This window comes from Sodalis sp. C49 (genome assembly GCF_046352915.1).
GTDB lineage: Bacteria > Pseudomonadota > Gammaproteobacteria > Enterobacterales > Enterobacteriaceae > Acerihabitans.
The window spans coordinates 5450811-5469942 of the sequence record NZ_CP163303.1; the positions used below are offsets into that span (position 1 = coordinate 5450811).

The window sequence follows — 19132 nt, forward strand, 5'->3', positions numbered from 1 at the left end:
GCGGGTGGAGCATCGTTGCCGGGCGCTTTCCAAGATTACAGGCAAAACGACGTTAATGCGACTGGACAAATTTTTATCTCAACAGTTAGGTATCAGCCGGGCGCTGGTGCAACGGGAACTGCGCGCCAAGCGGGTGACCGTCGATGGTGATACGGTGAAACAGGGCGCGTTCCAACTGCTGGCGCAACATGAAGTGCGCTTTGACGATCGGGTCCTGCACCAGATACTTGCCCCGCGCTATTTTATGCTGCACAAACCCCAGGGCTATGTGTGCTCAACCGACGATCCCGATCATCCCACCGTGCTGTATTTTATGGACGAACCGGTGCCGGACAAGCTGCACGCCGCCGGACGCCTGGACATCGATACCACCGGCCTGGTGTTGATGACCGACGACGGCCAGTGGTCCCACTGGATCACCTCGCCTAAACATCACTGTGAAAAGACTTATTTGGTGACGCTTGAGGATCCGCTGGACGGGGATATCGCGCGTCAGTTTACCGAAGGGGTGATGCTTCACGGCGAAAAACTGCCGACCCGGCCCGCACAGCTTGAGCAACTTGCCGAGCGTGAAGTGCGCCTGACCATCAGCGAAGGGCGTTATCATCAGGTGAAAAGAATGTTCGCCGCGGTGGGTAACCATGTGGTGGCGCTGCATCGCGAACGTGTCGGCGCCATCGTGCTGGATGCGGATCTGGAACCCGGCCAATACCGCGCACTGACCGCCGATGAAATCGCCGGCATAGGCGCGCCGGCACGTCCGTGACAACAACGGCGGGCGGTGGGTCCGCCGGCCGTGCAGGATTGATAAAGGCATGAACGAGGAGTCGTACAACGTGCAAGCAGACCGGACATCCCATATCGGTTTAATCGTCATCCTGGGTTTATTGTCGATGCTGATGCCATTGGCTATCGATATGTATTTGCCGGCCATGCCGCTGATTGCCTCGGAGTTCGGCGTCGGCGCGGGGAGCGTGCAGATGACCCTGAGCGCCTATGTGCTGGGGTTTTCCATCGGCCAGCTGTTTTACGGGCCGTTGGCCGATAGCCTGGGCCGTAAGCCGGTGATTCTGTTCGGCACGTTCTTTTTTGCCGTCGCCGCCGCGGCTTGCGCGCTGTCGCAATCGGTGGAGCAGCTGATCAATATGCGTTTCTTGCATGGTCTGTCCGCCGCCGCCGCGAGCGTGGTGATCAATGCGCTGATGCGCGATATGTTCACCAAGGATGATTTTTCACGCATGATGTCGTTTGTGGTGCTGGTGATGACGGTGGCGCCGCTGCTGGCTCCCATCATCGGCGGCGTGCTGCTGGTGGTGTTTAACTGGCATGCCATTTTCTGGATCATGAGCCTGACGGCGCTGGTGGCCACCGTGCTGGTGATGCTGTATATCCGGGAAACGCTGCCCAGGGAGCGGCGGCAAAAGTTTAATCTGCGCACCACCATCGGCAACTTCGGCGCGTTATTTCGCCATAAGCGGGTGTTCAGCTATATGCTGGCCAGCGGTTTTTCCTTTGCCGGGATGTTTTCGTTCCTGAGCGCCGGGCCGTTTGTCTATATCAATCTTAACGGCGTTTCGCCGCAGAATTTCGGTTATTATTTTGCCCTTAACGTCTTGTTTTTGTTTATCATGACGCTTATCAACAGCCGGAGCGTGAGGCATTTCGGGGCGCAGAAGATGTTCCGTTTCGGGTTGTTTATCCAGTTGCTGATGGGTATCTGGCTGTTGATCGTTTGCGGCATGAACCTGGGGTTCTGGCCGTTGGTTATCGGCGTGGCGGTGTTTGTCGGCTGCGTGGCGATGGTGACGTCCAACGGCATGGCCGTGATCCTGGATGATTTTCCGCATATGGCCGGTACCGCCTCGTCGCTGGCGGGAACGCTGCGGTTCGGCGTGGGCGCGGTAATCGGTGCGTTGTTGTCGCTGGCGACGTTTTCCAGCGCCTGGCCGATGGTATTGTCCATGGCGTTTTGCACCATCAGCGCGATGTTGTGTTATCTGTATGCCAGCCGTCCGCGGCGGGCGGCGCGTACCGCGTCATAGCGTTTTCCTTTTCACACGCCGGGCGTTGGCACGTTCTCCCTTAACACTTCTGTTTTGGGTTTGGTGTTGGCGGGCTTACCGTGCCATGGGGTGCTCTGTCGGGCGGGAACACCACGCCGATTCGACCCCATTGGCACGCTCTCCCTTTTACACATCTTGTGTAGGTTTAATGATCGCCGTCCTGGCAATCTTGGGCTTCCGTGAAGATAAATGTCGCCCCGGCGAGGTTTTCGCCTGCTTTGCGTTAGCGTGCGTCAGGGCTTATGTCGCCTCGGCGAAGGTTTCGCTTGCCGTGCGTGAGGTTGTTATCTGTATTGCCGGATGCCGGCAAGCGACAAAGAGGCCGTACCGCGACGGCCTCCTTGACCTCCGCGCGCCCGGCAGGTCGCGCGTCGCTGCGCGATGCCTTCCGCCGCCAATGTCCCCGTGATGCACCGGCCCGTTATGCGCTCCCGGCGCAACGGGCCTTTCGCCGCTCCCGGCGGCTCATGCCGGGGCCACCGGCGCCGTCAGCGCGCTTTATGCCGGGATATCTGTCGCGGCCAGCGCTGTGATGTATAGGGCATCGGCGCCGCTTTGGGTTTAGTGGAAGGTGGTACAGCAGACAGAGAAGCGGCTAATCATTGCGCAATGCAAAAGGCACCGCGACAGGTCAGTCATACATGCAAATATACATGCAGTCGGCAGCGGGTAATTATCAGTCATACATCATGCAATGCTGCCAGCATTCACATAGTCAGCGGTCATATAGCCAGTATGTCATGCCGTCGGCAATTACAGTCATGCAACCATACAACCACGTAGCCGGGCATAAACCCGCCACAGTGAGAGTAGGTAGCTGGCCGCGAATCTTAGCTAAACTAAGCCAAGCTAGTCTAAGTTAACCCAAAATTAATAACGATATTTTTCCCGGTACGTGCATATCACTTACTACCAAAAACGCTATTTTACCCACAGACGATGGTGTTGACGTGGTGCCGGCATAGAGTGCGCCGGCAGCGCGCATCTTGGCTGGATGAGCCGCCGGGAGCGGCGAAAGCTAAGGGCCGCGCCGGGAGCGCGTCCCGTGCGGTCCCAAAGCCGGGATGCGTGATGCCGGGAACCGCGCAGCGGCGCACGATCTGCCGGACGCGCGGAGGTCAAGGAGGCCGTCGCGGTACGGCCTCTTTGTCGCTTGCCGGCACCCGGCAATACCTATGAGCATCTCACGCACGGCAAGCGAAACCTTCGCCGAGGCGGCATAAACCCTGCCACAAGGCAAGCCAAGACACAGCAAGCGAAACCCGCGCCGAGGCGACATAAACCCTGCCACAAGGCAAACCAAGACACAGCAAGCGAAACCCGCGCCGAGGTGACATAAACCCTGCCACAAGGCAAGCCAAGGCACAGCAAGCAAAACCCGCGCCGAGGCGACATAAACCCTGCCACAAGGCAAGCCAAGACACAGTAAGCGAAACCCGCGCCGAGGCGACATAAACCCTGCCACAAGGCAAGCCAAGGCACAGCAAGCGAAACCTTCGCCGAGGCGACATAAACCCTGCCACAAGCCAAGACAAGACACAGTAAGCGAAACCCTCGCCGAGGCGACATAAACCCTGCCATAAGGCAAACCAAGGCACAGCAAACAAAACCCTCACCGAGACCACTTAACCCCTGACGCCCCCTTTACCTTTTATTTATCCTGAAACCTTTTGTAGCGCATCGGTTACAAATAGTCGCAAATCTGCGCTTGTTTTTCTTTTCCTCGTAATGATAATCAATATCGTTTTAATTGACGTTTCTTTACTTTTTCTCGCCCCCAAAAGCATCGAGGTGATGGGTATGTTTGTGCCTTTTCTGATTATGCTGCGTGAGGGTCTCGAGGCGGCGCTGATCGTGAGCCTTATCGCCGGCTATCTGAAAAAGACCGGCCGCGGCCGCTGGCTAAAAGCGGTGTGGGTGGGCGTGCTAAGCGCGGCGCTGTTGTGCCTGGCGGTGGGTGTCGTCATTAACGAAACCACCGGCGAATTTCCGCAAAAGCAACAGGAACTGTTCGAGGGCATCGTGGCGGTGCTGGCGGTCCTCATCCTGACCTGGATGGTGTTCTGGATGCGCAAGATGTCCCGCTCGATTAAAGCCCAGCTGGAAAGCGCCGTCGATCAGGCGCTCAGCAATGCCCGCGGGCAGGGCTGGGCGCTGGTGGGCATGGTGTTTTTTGCCGTGGCCCGCGAGGGGTTGGAATCGGTGTTTTTTTTGCTGGCGGCGTTTCAGCAGGACGTAGGCATCGAGGCGCCCATCGGCGCGGTGTTGGGATTGGCCTGCGCCATCGTCTTGGGGATGCTGATGTATTACGGCGGCATCCGCCTGCGCATGGAGAAGTTTTTCAAATGGACCAGCCTGTTTATTCTGTTTGTGGCCGCGGGGCTGGCGGCCGGGGCAATTCGCGCTTTCCACGAAGCGGGATTATGGAATGGTTTCCAGGCAATCGCATTTGATTTCAGCGCCACCCTATCCACCCAATCGTTGTTCGGCACCTTGCTTGAGGGGCTGCTGGGTTATCAGGAAGCGCCCACCGTCAGTGAAGTGGCCGTGTATTTGTTATACCTGGTGCCGGCCCTGGTGATGTTTTTCCTGCCTGCGCGGGGCAACCGGACGACACGTGTCGCCGGATAAAATCCATTAAATTGTTCCACTATTCAGGGTAAAAAAAATGTCCAATATGCAACGCTTCCGTCGCCGCATTCTTCCTGCCGCCTTACTGGTGGCGCCGGTGCTGTCGGCATGGGGCTGGCCCGCGCTGGCGGCCGATATTCCTCAGGTCAAGATTACCGTTAACGATAAGCAGTGCGATCCGATGGCGCTGAACGTTAAACCGGGCAAAACGCAGTTTATTATTCATAACGCCAGCCAGAAAGGGCTGGAGTGGGAAATCCTCAAGGGCGTGATGGTGGTCGAGGAGCGCGAGAACGTGGCGCCGGGCTTTACCCAGAAGATGACCGCCACCCTGGAGCCGGGGGAATACGATATGACCTGCGGCCTGCTGAGCAATCCGAAGGGCAAGCTGACGGTTTCGGCGGACGGCGGCGCGGGCGCGGCGAAACCGGATGCCATGGCGCTGGTGGGGCCGATTGCCGATTATAAAGTCTATGTGCTGCAACAGGTCGGCGAGCTTGTCTCCCATACCAAGACCTTTACCGATGCGGTGAAGAAAGGCGATCTGGCCACCGCGCAGAAGCTGTTTGCCCCCACCCGCGTGTATTACGAGCGTATCGAGCCTATCGCCGAACTGTTCTCGGATCTGGACGGCAGTATTGATGCCCGCGAAGATGATTTCGAGCAGAAATCCGCCGACCCGAAATTCACCGGTTTCCACCGGCTGGAAAAAATCCTCTTCAGCGATAAAACCACGGCCGGCACCGCCCCGTTTGCCGATCAATTGTATAAAGATACCCAGGATCTGCAAAAACGCATCGGCGACCTGACCTTCCCGCCGAGTAAAGTGGTCGGCGGCGCCGCCGGACTGATTGAGGAAGTGGCCTCCAGTAAGATCAGCGGCGAGGAAGACCGTTACAGCCGTACCGATCTTTCCGATTTCCAGGCCAATATCGACGGATCGCAAAAAATCGTCAACCTGCTGCGCCCGCTGCTGCAAAAAGCCGATGCGCCGCTGCTGGCGAAAATTGACGGTAACTTTGCCAAGGTGGATAACGTCCTGATGAAATACCGTAATAAAGACGGCTTTGCGTCTTATGACAAGCTGACCGATGCCGATCGCACCGCGCTCAAAGGCCCGATCACCGCCCTGGCGGAAGATCTGGCGCTGCTGCGCGGCGTGCTGGGGCTGGAGTAGGGTTGAGCGCCTGATGAGTGCTGATAAAGATAAAAACAGCGGTAAGGCGGCGTCGCCATCACGGCGCCGCTGGCTGAAGGGGCTTGGCGCCCTCGGCGGCGCCCTGGCGTTGCGCGGCGCGGCGGCGGCGCCGGCTCCTGCTCCCGATGAGCATTCCCCCGGCACCTTGTCACCCGACGAGCGCTGGCAGCGCCAGCCGTTTTACGGACCCCGGCAGGCCGGCATCACCACGCCGCAGCAGGCGGCCATGATGCTGGTGGCGTTTGACGTGCTGGCCGGAGATAAGGACGATCTGCGGCGGTTGTTTCGCGTGCTGACCGAGAGGATTGCATTTTTAACCACCGGCGGGCAGGCGCCGGCGGTGGATGATAAATTGCCGCCGATGGACTCCGGCATTCTGGGCGAGCATATCGCCCCGGATAACCTGACCATCACGGTGGCGGTGGGCGACTCGTTGTTTGACGATCGTTTCGGCCTCGCCGCGCTGAAACCCCGGCGGCTGCAAAAGATGACGCGTTTTGCCAACGATGCGCTGGACGCTGATTTATGCCATGGCGATCTGCTGTTGCAAATTTGCGCCAACGGCAGCGACACGGTGATTCATGCGCTGCGGGATATCATTAAACATACCCCGGATCTGCTGAGCGTGCGCTGGAAGCGCGAAGGCTTTATTTCCGCCAGCGCGGCGCGCAGCCGGGGCAAGGAGACACCGATTAATTTACTGGGCTTCAAGGACGGCACCGGCAATCCGGATACCCGCGACCCCGGCCTGATGGATCGGGTGATCTGGGTCGGCGCCGGTACGGATGAACCCGCCTGGGCGGTAAACGGCAGTTACCAGGCGGTGCGCATTATCCGCTTTCACGTCGAGTCCTGGGATCGTACGCCGCTGCATGAGCAGCAGACCATCTTCGGCCGTGATAAGCGCACCGGCGCGCCGCTGGGCATGGCCAATGAACATGACGTGCCCGACTACAGCCGCGATCCGCAGGGCAAGGTCATCCCGCTCGACGCCCATATGCGCCTGGCCAATCCCCGTACGCCCGCCACCCAAGGCAACCTGATGCTGCGCCGGGGCTATAGCTATTCCCTGGGCGTTTCCCGCTCCGGCCAGCTGGATATGGGATTGTTGTTCGTCTGCTTCCAGCAGGATCTGGAGCAGGGGTTTCTCGCAGTGCAGCGCAGGCTTAACGGCGAGGCGCTGGAAGAATACATCCAGCCCATCGGCGGGGGCTACTTTTTTGCCCTGCCGGGGGTCGAGCGCCAGGACGGCTATCTGGCGCAGTCACTGCTGGCATAACGCCGGCGGTTTTCCCCCTTCTGCCGCTTTGCCGGCGCGGCTGCCCTGCGCCGGCGTGCATGTCGATTTTCCTGTGAACCGCCGTCCCCTTTACCCGCCGCGACGGCGGGAGCGCATCCTATCCTTCCTCCCATGGCATTTTTTTGTTCGCAAAATGTAAATAATAAGCTCAGTTAAAGTTATGCAAATGCATAAAAAACAGTTGTGCTGCGGCGTTTAACGCGGTACATATAGGCCGAAAAGAGATCTGTCTCTCATTTCAAAGTTATCTATGCTGTTTTTATGAACATATTGACTGCTAATGTCACGCTAATATTATAGTATTGTGATAAAATTGTTACTAAGTAGTTTAATCGTCTGGGGACGTGGAGTGACAAATCTACAGTTATCCGTGGTGCATCGTTTGCCACAATATTACCGCTGGCTGAATGGGTTTAGCGGCATCAAAGTCGAACCGATATCCGCCGGTGATTGCGACGATAACGACCTGATTGGCCTGACGCTGTTAAGCCATGAAGGCGATACGGCGTGGGAAGTGATGCGGGAACTGGCGCGTTCCCTGGTGGAAATCCAGGTCACCTGCTCGGTGCTGGAATGCGAAGGGCAGCCTTGCCTGTTTTTGCACCGTGACGATGAATGCACCGGCCTGTGCCGGCTGAAAAACATGGGCGTGGCCATCGCCGAGCCCGCGTCGGCATCGTACTATTCTTAAGACCAGTACCCGGGCGCGCCGCGCTTACCCGGCCGCCAGCAGCAACTGGCGGGTATACTCCGCCGAGGGCGCGTCGAACACCTGCCGGCAGGCGCCCTGTTCCACGACTTCCCCTTCCCGCAGTACCATCACCTGATGACACATTGCCCGCACCACCTGCAGATCGTGGCTGATAAACAGGTAGGTCAGCTGGTGTTTTTCCTGCAGTGATTTCAGCAATTGCAGGATCTGCGCCTGTACCGATCTGTCCAGCGACGAGGTGGGTTCATCGAGGATTACCACGTCCGGCTGCAAAATCAGCGCCCGGGCGATGGCGATGCGCTGGCGCTGCCCGCCGGAAAATTCGTCGGGGTAGCGATGGCGGGTGTCGGGATCGAGCCCCACTTCGCTTAGCGCGGCAATCACCCGCCGGTCCTGTTCCTCCGGCGAAAAATGATGATGCACGCGCAGCCCCTCCACCACGATTTGCGCCACCGTCAGCCGGGGATTCAGCGCCGAGTTCGGGTCCTGGAACACCACCTGGATACGGCGGCGCAGCGGCAGCATGCCGCGCCGGTTAAACTGATGCAGCGGCTGGCCGTCAAACCAGATCTCGCCGTCGGATTTCAGCAACCGCAGCACCGCCAGCGCCGTGGTGCTTTTGCCTGAGCCGGATTCGCCCACCAAGCCCAGGCTTTCGCCGCGCCGCAGGCTAAATGACACCCCGCGCACGGCGCTTTTTTGTCCCGCCTGGCGGCGAAACAGCCCCTGGCGCCCGGAAAAGGTCACGCCCAGATTAGCGACCCGCAGCAACGCCGGCGCCCCCGGCGGCACCGGCAGCGGCTCGCCTCCCGGCTCCGCCGCCAGCAGACGGCGGGTGTAAGGGTGTTGCGGCGCGCTGAACAGGGCGTCGCGGTCGCTGATTTCCACGCATTTGCCCTCCTGCATCACCGCCACGTTGTCCGCCAGACGGCGCACGATATTCAGGTTATGGGTGATAAACAACAGCGCCATGCCCATCTCCCGGCGCAGATCGGTCAGCAACGTCAGGATCTGCGCCTGTACCGTTACGTCCAGCGCGGTGGTCGGCTCGTCGGCAATCAGCAGTTTGGGCCGGGTGAGCAGGGCCATGGCGATCATCACCCGCTGGCGTTCGCCGCCGGAGAGCTGGTGCGGGAAATCCCGCAGCCGGGATTTGGCCTGGCGGATACCCACCCGATCGAGGCTGGCCAGCACTTCGGCGCGGGCTTCGGCGCCGCGCAAGTCCCGATGCAGCGCCAGCACCTCCAGCAGCTGTTTTTCCACGCTGTGCAGCGGGTTGAGCGACGACATAGGTTCCTGGAAGATCATGGCGATGTCATTGCCGCGCACGCGCCTGAGCGTTGCGTCTGGGGCATGCAGCAGGCTCTTGCCCGCGAACAGGATATCGCCGTGGGGGTAGCACACCTGCGGCTGGGGCAGCAGGCGCAGGACCGACAGGGCGGTAACGCTTTTGCCCGAGCCGGATTCGCCCACCAGCGCCAGCGTTTCGCCGGCGTTAAGCGCCAGCGTCACCTTATCCACCACCTGCCGGGTTTGATTGCCCTGGCGAAAGGCGACGCTCAGTTCCTTGATTTCTAACAATGGCGTGGTCATAGGTTAATGCGCCTTGCTGGGGTCAAAGGCGTCGCGCACCGCTTCGCCGATAAAAATCAGTAATGACAGCACCAGGGCCAGCGTAACAAAAGCGGTAATGCCGAGCCACGGCGCCTGGAGGTTGTTTTTGCCTTCCAGCAACAGGTTGCCCAGGGACGGCGAGCCGATGGGCAGGCCGAAACCGAGAAAATCCAGCGAGGTCAGCGTGGTAATGGACCCGCACAGGATAAAGGGCAGGAAGGTCAGCGTCGCCACCATGGCATTGGGCAGCATATGGCGCAGCATGATCATCCGATCGCTGACCCCCATGGCCTGGGCGGCGCGGATATAGTCGAAATTACGGGCGCGCAGGAATTCGGCGCGCACCACGCCCACCAGGCCCATCCAGCCGAACAGCACGGTAATGGCCAGCAGCCACCCGAAGTCCGGCGGCACCACGCTTGATAATAAAATAATCAAAAACAGCGTCGGCATGCCGGACCAGACCTCGATAAAGCGCTGTCCCCACAGGTCCAGCCGGCCGCCGTAATAGCCCTGGCTGGCGCCGACGATTATGCCGATAACGCTTGAGAGCAGAGTCAGCGCCAGGCCGAACAGCATCGACAGCCGGAAGCCATACAATAAGTTGGCCAGCACATCCTTGCCGGTGCTGTCGGTACCCAGCCAGTTCTGCCGGCTTGGCGGCGACGGGAAGGGCCGGGCGGTGGCGAAGTTAATGGTGCGGTAGTCATAGCGTACCGGCGCCCATATCGCCCAGCCGTGCGCGGCCAGCCGCCCGGCGATATAGGGATCGCGGTAATCGGTCCTGGTCGCCAGCTCGCCGCCGAAGGTGGTCTCGCTGTAGTTAAACAGCAGCGGCGAATAAAATTGTCCCTGGTAGCGCACCAGCAGGGGCTTGTCGTTAGCCACCAGCTCCGAGGCGAGGCTCAGGATAAACAGCAGCAGAAATAGCCATAACGACCAGTAGCCCCGGCGGTTGCGGCGAAAACGCGCCCAGCGCGCCTGGTTGACGGAACTCAGTCTCATTGGCGGCCCTCGAAATCAATGCGCGGGTCGACCAGCGTATAGGTCATATCGCTGAGGATATTGAGCAGCAGGCCGATCAGGGTAAAGATATATAACGTGCCGAACATGACCGGGTAATCCCGTTGCAGGGTGGCGTCGTACCCCAGCAGCCCCAGGCCGTTAAGGGAAAACATCACCTCAATCAGCAGCGAACCGGTAAAAAACATGCTGATAAAGGTGGCGGGGAAACCGGCTATCACCAGCAGCATGGCGTTGCGAAACACATGGCGGTAGAGGATCTGGTTTTCCGTCAGCCCCTTGGCGCGCGCGGTGGTGACGTATTGCTTGCGGATCTCGTCCAGGAACGCGTTTTTAGTCAACATGGTCAGGGTGGCGAATCCGCCAATCACCGTGGCCAGCACCGGCAGCGTGATATGCCAAAGATAATCGGTGATTTTTTTATACCACGGCAGGCTGTCGAAATGGCTCGAGACCAGACCGCGCAACGGGAACCAGTCCAGATAGCTGCCGCCGGCGAACAGCACAATCAGCAGGATGGCGAACAAGAAGGCCGGGATCGCGTAGCCGATGATGATAAGCGTGCTGCTCCAGACGTCGAAGGCGCTGCCGCTGCGCACCGCTTTTTTGATGCCGAGCGGGATCGACACCAGATAGATGATAAGCGTGCTCCACAAGCCGAGGGTAATGGAGACCGGCATGCTTTCCCTGATCAAATGCATTACCGTGGCGCCGCGAAACAGGCTGTCGCCAAAATCAAAGCGCACATAGTTCCACAGCATGGTGAAATAGCGCTCATGCAGCGGTTTATCGAAGCCGTAGCGCCGGGTAATCTCCGCAATCACCTCCGGATCCAGGCCCCGCGCGCCGCGGTACTGGCTGTCGCCGATCTGGCCGCCGTGCAGCGTTTGCACGCGGGCGGCGGGGTCGCTGTGCCCGGCGCTGAAGCCGCTTTGCTGGCCCATCTCAATGGCGGCGATGGCCTGATCCACCGGTCCGCCGGGGGCAATTTGCACGATAAAGAAGTTCAGGGTAATGATGGCCCAGAGCGTCGGGATCACCAGCAATAAACGGCGTAACAAATAGGTTAGCAAGCGGCTCCTCCCTTAGAGCTTTGTCGATAGTCAGACGCAGGACGCACCGGGCGGCCGCGGCCGGCGTCAGCGTCGTTCCGCGGGCAGCCTGGCCGCCCGGTTGACATCATACCACCAGGTATCGAAACCCAGCGCATAGGTGGGTTTAACGGCCGGCATGGCGAATTTATCCCAATAGGCCAGACGGGTCTGGTGGGAAAACCACTGGGGAATCATAAAATAATTCCAGGTCAGCACCCGGTCCAGCGCCCGCCCCAGGGGCAGCAGCGCTTTTTCGTCGCCCTGGTGGCGCACGATTTCGTTGATCAGGCGGTCAACCGCCGGATCCTTGACGCCGGGGCGGTTATAGCTGGATTCCACATAGGCGCTGCCCCACAGGATTTGCAAATCGCCGCTGGGGTAGGGGAAGGCGGCATAGCTTGACGGCATCATATCAAAATCACGTTTGCGCAGACGGTTGGTAAACTGCGCGCTGTCCACCTGACGCAGCGTCATCTGTATGCCCAGGCGCTGCAGGTTGTGCTGGAAGGGCAGGATGTAATTGCTGCTGTTGCTGCCGCTCATCAGCATCATTTCAAAGGCAAACGGCTTGCCGGTTTTGACGTTGACCAATTGCTGGTCCTTTAATTCCCAGCCGGCCTGCTTTAACAGCCCAAGCGCCTTAAGCAGGTTTTTGCGGTCATAACCGCTGCCGTCCGATACCGGCGGCTGGTAGCGTTCGGTAAACACCTCCGGCGGCACCTGGCCTTTCAGGGGCGCCAGCACCGCCAGTTCGTCCACGCCGGGATAGTCCCGCGCCGCATAGTCGGTATTGATGAAATAGCTGTCGACCCGCTGGTACCCCTGGTAAAACAGCGCCTTGTTCATCCATTCAAAATCAAACGCCAGCGTCAGCGCCTCGCGCACCCGCCGGTCGGCGAACAGCGGGCGCTGGATATTAAATGCCAGCCAGGGCGTTGCGACCGGCGCATCGTTGGGTATTTCCTGCTTGATGATATAGCCGCGTTCCACGTTGCCGCCGTGGTACTGCGTGGCCCACAGCTTGGGCGAGCTTTCGATGCGCAAATCAAACGCGCCGGCTTTAAACGCTTCCAGCGCCACGTTGTCGTCCAGGTAATAATCATAACGGATGCTGTCAAAATTATTACGGCCGCGGTTGACCGGCAGGTTGGCCGCCCAATAATCGCGGACACGCGAGTAGGTGACATACTGCCCGGTACGCCAGGACGTAATGCGGTAAGGCCCGCTGGCCGGCGGCGGCGAGGTCAGCGGGTCGCCGAGTTTGTGATGCTGCCAATAGCTTTCCGGCATAATCGGCAAGGTCAGCAGGCCCAGCAGCATCTCTTTATCGGGTTTGGGAAACTCGTAGCGTACCGTGAGCGGCGCGATGGCTTTTACCGTGACGCCTTTGTAATAAATACGAAATTGCGGCACCCCTTCGGTCATGAATTTGCCGAAGGTGAAGGCCACGTCCCGGGCGGTGATGGGCTGATGGTTGTGATACTGCGCCTGGGGATTGATGGACACCTCCATCCAGGAAAAATCGCTGGGATAGCGCGCCGATTCCGCCACCAGGGGATAATAGCTGCCCATCTCATCGTCCGAGGTGATAAATAAACCGTCATAGAGCTGGTCGGTGCGCATCGCCGCCGAGCCGCGCAGGGCAAAACGGTTAAAATTGTCAAAGGTGCCGATGGCCGCCAGGGTTATGGCGCCGCCCTTGGGCGCGGCGGGGTTGACGTAATCAAAATGGCTGAAGTCGCTGGGGTATTTCGGTTGGCCCAATAGCGCAAAAGCGTAGCTTTCATTAATAGTGTCAATAGTGTCGGCGCGCGGGCCGAGGCAGACGACGCTGAGAATCAGCGCAATCCAAACACGTGGAAACATCAGGTTACGCTCCTGGGATAACACCAAATAGTATTGAAAGGGCAAGCCGCTGAAGGCTGTCTATTATACTAATGCCTAAAACAATGCCATTAACGGTTTTTTTGCCATTAATGTCAAAATTATCAATCAGATTATTAAGCCATACACCCTTTAATCAGGAGGACGACGGTGCGCAAGTCCATTGCTACCCTATCCATGGCCGGCAGCCTGCCGGAAAAGCTTGAGGCCATCGCCCGGGCGGGGTTTGACGCCGTGGAACTGTTTGACGACGATCTGCAACGCTTCCCCGGTACCGCGCGCGACGTTAAACGGCTGCTCGACGCGCTCGATCTTGAGGCGGTGCTGCTGCAGCCGCTGCGCAACGCCGACGGGGCGCCCGCGGCCGGCCGCGCCGGCGTGCTGGCCGAGGCCGGGCGCATGTTTGACGCCATGGCAGAACTGGGATGCCGGCAATTGCTGGTATGCAGTTCGGTGGACCAGGATGCCCTGGCGGACGAAGAGGCGCAAAACGGCGATCTGCTGCGCCTGGCCGAGTTGGCGCAGCGTTATGGCTGCGCCATCTGTTATGAGGCCCTGGCCTGGGGGCGCCATGTGCATCATTACCGCCAGGCCTGGGAGCGGGTCAGCACCGTCGCCATGCCCAACCTGGGCCTGGCGCTGGACAGCTTTCATATCCTGGCCCTGGCGGATAACCTCGACGGCCTGGCGCACATCCCGGCGGAAAAAATCTTTTACGTGCAGATGGCCGATGCCGCGCCGCGCCCGCGGCCGTCGCAGCCGGTAGACGCCTGGAGCCGGCATCATCGCTGTTTTCCGGGCCAGGGCATCCTGGATGTCGCCGGTTTTGCGCGCCAAGTGGCGGCGGCAGGGTACCGGGGCATCTGGTCGCTGGAAATTTTCAGCGACCGGTATCAGCGGGAAACGCCGCAGCGCATCGCCGCCGAGGGGTTTGCCTCGCTGGCGTGGCTGGAACGGGAGATAACGGCGCGCCGGCCATAATTAGCGTGCCCGCGGGCATGGGATGTTGCGCCCATATATTGCCTTAACTGATATATTATCGTGCTTAATAATTAGCCGATATGGCGCAATCGCGGGCGGGCTGGCCGCCGGTAGCATAACGGCAAACGGACAAATGACGCGGATTATAATAATTAATATGTTGATAACATGCAGGCAAATATGTTAAGGAGCTGGGAATATAGCGGCGAGAATAGTGATGAGCTTCGAAGAATATGTATTAAGCAAAAAAACAGATATACAAATCTTTAATAATGGTCAAAAAAAAACCGCCCGGGCAGGCGGCTTTTATCTCGTTCGGCATTCAGGACATTTAAATAATAACCGTTAATTATCAGGAGTTGCTGTTGCCGCGCATTGCCGTGGTCATCTGCCCCTTGGCGCCGCCGGTTAATACCCGCCGTGCTTCCCGATAACGCTTGTTCCAGTAGGTTTCCGATAGGCTGGAAATGGTGACGCCGCTGGTGGTGGATGCGTGGACAAACTGATCGTTGCCCAGGTAAATCCCCATATGGCGCCCGGTGGAACCGGCATGGAACACGACCAGATCTCCTGGACGCAGCTTGGTGCGCTGGATTTTAGCGCCCATACCCTGCTGCTCGCTGCTTGAGCGCGGCAATTCCAGGCCAAACTGTTCATGAAACGTTTGCTGTACAAAAGCCGAACAATCTATACCACGTTTAGAGCTGCCGCCCAGGCGATACCTGACGCCTTTCCATACGGCATATTGATCCATAATTTTTGTCTTCACATCGACATTACGGACCATATCTTCGAATTGATCCTGAGAGGCTTGCAGTAAAAAATCACTTTTATCGTTGACTGCATGCATCTCAGCTGTTTGTTGACTGCCATGAGAACTACAGGCGGAAAGCATAACTGCCGCCGCCACTGCGGGGATTAACCGCAGCACATATCTCAAAATAGGTTGAGATTTGACCATTATAAGTGTTATCCCTTAAAGTCCTTAGCGACGGTGCCGCTATAAAATACCGAGCGAATCGAGAATAATGCGCAAATACTGATTGACCAACCGTTATTCCTGCATTGTGTGGTATTACTCACACATTTTTATTAGCGGGAAAATATCAGTGTATAAGTACAGCGAATTCGAGGGTACCGTAATGAATAAGGGAAAGCGAGGACTTTTATCGACTATTTTATAACTTTTGGTGATGTGAAATAGTATTAAATTAAACGTTAAGAATTGGATCAAAAAGCCCCGCCGTTTGCCGGGAATGGCGGCGGGCGGGCATTGTCGTTGCCCGTGGGCCGGCGATCCCGCAACCTTCCCGTAACGTGGCGACCGCCGGACGCCGTCACAGCCCGCCCCCGCTATAATTAATTCCTATTGATATCGCCGGTCGCGCACGCCCGGCAAGCGCTGGTTAAACCAGCTCACCGCCTTATCGCTGGCATCCGTCATCAGCCACCAGCTCAGGCCGACCAGCACCACCGACAGCGATCCCACCGCGATATCGCTGAACCAGTGCGCGCCAATCATCACCCGGGGCAGGGAGAACAGCACCACGATAGCCATGCCGCAGGCAAACACCCGGCCGCCGAAATAGCGCAGCATATAGGCGGCAAAAATCATCAGCATCATGCCGTGGTCGCCCGGAAAGCTATCCATGGAAGCGTCCTTGGTGGGGATGCGGCTAACTTGCGACACGCGCACCACGCCGTCCTCATTTTGGAAAAACAGCGTCGGGCTGGGGCGGCTGACCGGCAGCAGGTGCCCCAGTTGGTTAAGCACCAGCGCCGAAAGCAGCATGACGATGCCGAGGCTTATCAATTGATAGCGCCGATCCGGCGGGGTGCGCAACAGGCAGCGGAGGTAAAGCAGGCCCATCGCCAGCAGGGAGGTGATATCGAACGCGCGATAGTTGGTGACGGCCAGGAATACGGCATAACTATGGCTACTGGCGGCGATATGATTAAAAAACAGGAAGATCGCCGTATCCAGTCGCGACCAGAATCCGTGGTGCGAAGGCAGGTACCATGAGACAAAAAGCGCGATGCCCAGGATATTGAGCAAAATAACGGCAGGTAAGCGACGCATGACTCAGCACCTATAAAACAAGTGACTAAATTAAGGTGATTATAGTATTCCTGCTAATTTAAACGAATCTTCAACAAAGCCGTTTGCAGCGCGTTCCAATCCGCCGGGGCGGGATTGATCAATTCAATCCGGCTGTCGGGCGGCGGTGCGGGCAGAGTCTCGATGCGCAAGTCCTGGCCCTGGCGGTTGACCTGCAGGGTGCCTTCGGGGATGCGTACCACGGCCTTGACCCGTTCCACCGGCGCCAGCCGCGCCCACTCCAGCAGGCCGATGGTATCGAAGGTGGTGGCGCCGTCAAAAATCCAGCCGCAGGACTGGTAGCCCTGGCCCTGGTTCAGCGCACGCCGCCAGCCGGTATTGCCCGGCAGCCGCAGCGCCGCGAGTCCCGCCTTGGGCGCCGGGGGGGCGTGATGGTGGGCGCCGTCGGGCAGTTCGCGCGCGTTCAGGCGCGGCAGGTCCAGCAATGACAGCGGCACCCGGCCCTGGACGGCGTCGACTATTTGGCGTCCATCGCCGTGCCCGGCGGCCCACTCGTCCAGCAGCACGCGATCCTGCGGCTGGTAGCTGTCCTGCTTGTTGGCGATAATGACATCGGCGGCGGCCAGCTGGTCGCGGAAGTTTTCATTGTCGCGGTAACGTGCGTCGCCGAGCTGGCGCGCGTCCAGCAGGCACAGGGTGGCGCGCAGGGTCAGCCAGTTTTCATATACCGGCGAGGTGAGCAAAGAGAGGATTTGCTTGGGATGGCCAAGCCCGGTCGGCTCGATCAGCAGCCGATCGGGGGTGTTGCGCTGCAACAGGGTATTTAATCCCACCTGCATGGGCAGGCCGTTGACGCAGCACATGCAGCCGCCGGGAATTTCCTTGAGCACTGCGCCGCTGTCGGCTAGGAGCGCGCCGTCGACGCCAATCTCGCCAAATTCATTCACCAGGACCGCCCAGCGTTCGCCGGCCGGTTTTTGCGCCAGCAGATGCAAGAGGGTAGTGGTTTTACCGCTGCCGAGAAAACCGGTAATCAGGGTGGTGCGGGCGGTCATGGTCGTCCCCGGGCGGCCGGGGAGAGGGCGGCGGCCACCGTCGCTTTGGCGCCGTCCCGCGCCAGCGCGAGATAAGCCGCGGTGACGGCGGCGGCAAAGGCGGGGCTGGCGGACAGATCCGCGCCGAATACCGAACGCAGCGCCAACAGCGCCAGCACCCGCGGCTCGCCGTCGGGGCTGTGGTCGACGATGCGCCGCAGCTCATCGCTCAGCGGATCGCGGATATCAATAGGCGCGCCGAGATCGTCGCGGCCGCCCACATAACGCATCCAGCCTGCGATGCCCAGCGCCAGCAGGGGATAGCCGTCGCCGTGGGCGATATGCCAGCGCACCGGGTCCAGCATGCGCTGCGGCAGCTTTTGCGTGCCGTCCATGGCAATCTGCCAGGTGCGGTGTTTCAGCGCCGGATTGGCGAAGCGCGCCAGCAACTGCGCGGCGTAGGCGGCGAGGTCCACTTCCCCGGTGCCCAGGCGCAGGGTGGGCGCCTGTTCCTGCGCCATCATCGCGGCCACGGCGGCGTGGTAGCCCGGGTCCGCCATGCAGTCGCTGATATGCTGGTAGCCGGCCAGATAGCCGAGCCAGGCCAGAAAGGAATGGCTGCCGTTCAGCATGCGCAGCTTCATTTCTTCATACGGCGCGACGTTGGGGACAAACTGTGCGCCCGCCGCCTGCCAGTCCGGCCGGCCGGCAACAAAATTATCCTCGATAACCCATTGGATAAAGGGTTCGCAGGCGATGGCGCAGGGGTCCGCCACGCCGATAAGGGCGGCAATCTCAGCCAGCGTTTCTTCCGTGGCGGCGGGCACGATACGGTCGACCATGGTGGCCGGAAACGACACCTGTTCCCCGATCCATGCCGCCAGCAGCGGATCCCTGGCCTGGGCCAGGCCCAGCACCGCCCGCCTGAGCACCTGGCCGTTGCCGGGAATATTGTCGCACGACAGCAGAGTCAGCGGCGCGAGGCCGCGCGCATAGCGCAGGCGCAGCGCCTCCACCAGAATGCCCGGCACGGTGCCAGGCGCCCCGGGATGCAGGATATCCGCCTGGACGCGCGGATTGGCGCGGTCCAGCTCGCCGCTGTCCGGCTCGATGCAATAGCCTTTTTCGGTAATGGTCAGCGAGACGACGGCCACCTGCGGCTCGGCCAGCTTTTCCAGCACCGCCGCGATGCCAACCTCTGCCGCGATAACCGACTCGCGGACCGCGCCGATAACGTGCGCCTGCCTGCCGGCGCCGTCTTTTTCCAGCACGGTAAACAGATGATCCTGGGCGCGCAGCGCCTGCAATAAACCGGCGCTGTGCAGGCTGACCTCGCAGATGCCCCAATCGCCGCCAACGGCGTTAAGCGCCCGATCGGTCATTACCGCCTGATGGGCGCGGTGAAACGCGCCGAAACCGATATGTACGATGCGGCTCTTAAGCAGGCCGCGATCGTAGCCGGGCTGTTGCACCCCGGCGGGAAGGTGATGCGAGGCAAGGGTCGCCATGATGATGCACCCCGTCTGGCCGTTGGCCTGG

Annotated in this window: 15 protein-coding genes; 7 read left to right on the forward strand and 8 right to left on the reverse strand. The window is 59.6% G+C overall.

Annotated elements, in window-relative coordinates; genetic code table 11:
- The first annotated feature begins 55 nt into the window (after positions 1–55).
- The 6 genes from rsuA (at position 56) to ABUK12_RS24730 (ending at position 7883) form a co-directional block, all read left to right on the forward strand.
- Entirely contained in the window at positions 56–766 is a 711-nt protein-coding gene (gene rsuA / locus ABUK12_RS24705) for a 16S rRNA pseudouridine(516) synthase RsuA (RefSeq protein ID WP_410014288.1), read from the forward strand.
- 70 nt (positions 767–836) lie between these two features.
- Complete coding sequence (locus tag ABUK12_RS24710; protein WP_410016770.1) at positions 837–2042, forward strand: Bcr/CflA family multidrug efflux MFS transporter; 1206 nt, start codon at positions 837–839, stop codon at positions 2040–2042.
- Positions 2043–3863: 1821 nt separating this feature from the next.
- Entirely contained in the window at positions 3864–4694 is an 831-nt protein-coding gene (gene efeU, locus ABUK12_RS24715) for an iron uptake transporter permease EfeU (RefSeq protein WP_410014289.1), read from the forward strand.
- A gap of 37 nt (positions 4695–4731) precedes the next feature.
- Entirely contained in the window at positions 4732–5871 is a 1140-nt protein-coding gene (efeO, locus tag ABUK12_RS24720) for an iron uptake system protein EfeO (RefSeq protein ID WP_410014290.1), read from the forward strand.
- 13 nt (positions 5872–5884) lie between these two features.
- Entirely contained in the window at positions 5885–7171 is a 1287-nt protein-coding gene (gene efeB / locus ABUK12_RS24725) for an iron uptake transporter deferrochelatase/peroxidase subunit (protein ID WP_410014291.1), read from the forward strand.
- Between the two features lie 370 nt (positions 7172–7541).
- A complete protein-coding gene (locus ABUK12_RS24730; RefSeq protein WP_410014292.1) occupies positions 7542–7883 on the forward strand; it encodes a YejG family protein in 342 nt (113 codons plus the stop codon).
- A 24-nt stretch (positions 7884–7907) separates the two neighbouring features.
- Here the strand turns inward: ABUK12_RS24730 and yejF are convergent, their stop codons facing one another.
- From yejF to ABUK12_RS24750, 4 genes are all read right to left on the reverse strand, one after another.
- Positions 7908–9497, reverse strand: a complete 1590-nt coding sequence (yejF, locus tag ABUK12_RS24735) for a microcin C ABC transporter ATP-binding protein YejF (RefSeq protein WP_410014293.1) — start codon at positions 9495–9497, stop codon at positions 7908–7910.
- 3 nt (positions 9498–9500) lie between these two features.
- Positions 9501–10523, reverse strand: coding sequence for an ABC transporter permease (locus tag ABUK12_RS24740; RefSeq protein ID WP_410014294.1), 1023 nt, complete (start codon positions 10521–10523; stop codon positions 9501–9503).
- A complete protein-coding gene (locus tag ABUK12_RS24745; RefSeq protein WP_410014295.1) occupies positions 10520–11614 on the reverse strand; it encodes a microcin C ABC transporter permease YejB in 1095 nt (364 codons plus the stop codon). Before ABUK12_RS24745 ends, ABUK12_RS24740 begins: the two co-directional genes overlap by 4 nt.
- Before the next feature lie 66 nt (positions 11615–11680).
- Positions 11681–13501: an extracellular solute-binding protein gene (locus tag ABUK12_RS24750; protein ID WP_410014296.1), complete on the reverse strand. Its 1821-nt coding sequence runs from the start codon at positions 13499–13501 to the stop codon at positions 11681–11683.
- 168 nt (positions 13502–13669) lie between these two features.
- On the opposite strand from ABUK12_RS24750, the gene ABUK12_RS24755 reads away from it, so the two are divergent.
- On the forward strand, positions 13670–14500 hold the full coding sequence (locus tag ABUK12_RS24755; RefSeq protein WP_410014297.1) for a sugar phosphate isomerase/epimerase family protein: 831 nt from the start codon (positions 13670–13672) through the stop codon (positions 14498–14500).
- Positions 14501–14852: 352 nt separating this feature from the next.
- Here ABUK12_RS24755 and mepS read toward each other — a convergent pair whose 3' ends face one another.
- From mepS to ABUK12_RS24775, 4 genes are all read right to left on the reverse strand, one after another.
- Positions 14853–15461: a bifunctional murein DD-endopeptidase/murein LD-carboxypeptidase gene (mepS, locus tag ABUK12_RS24760; protein WP_410014298.1), complete on the reverse strand. Its 609-nt coding sequence runs from the start codon at positions 15459–15461 to the stop codon at positions 14853–14855.
- A 405-nt stretch (positions 15462–15866) separates the two neighbouring features.
- The gene (locus ABUK12_RS24765) at positions 15867–16580 is read right to left on the reverse strand and encodes a phosphatase PAP2 family protein (RefSeq protein ID WP_410014299.1); all 714 of its coding nucleotides are present in this window, start codon (positions 16578–16580) and stop codon (positions 15867–15869) included.
- 53 nt (positions 16581–16633) lie between these two features.
- Positions 16634–17614: a CobW family GTP-binding protein gene (locus ABUK12_RS24770; RefSeq protein WP_410014300.1), complete on the reverse strand. Its 981-nt coding sequence runs from the start codon at positions 17612–17614 to the stop codon at positions 16634–16636.
- Complete coding sequence (locus tag ABUK12_RS24775; protein WP_410014301.1) at positions 17611–19101, reverse strand: mannitol dehydrogenase family protein; 1491 nt, start codon at positions 19099–19101, stop codon at positions 17611–17613. The genes ABUK12_RS24770 and ABUK12_RS24775 overlap by 4 nt, the downstream gene beginning before the upstream one ends.
- Positions 19102–19132 lie beyond the last annotated feature (31 nt).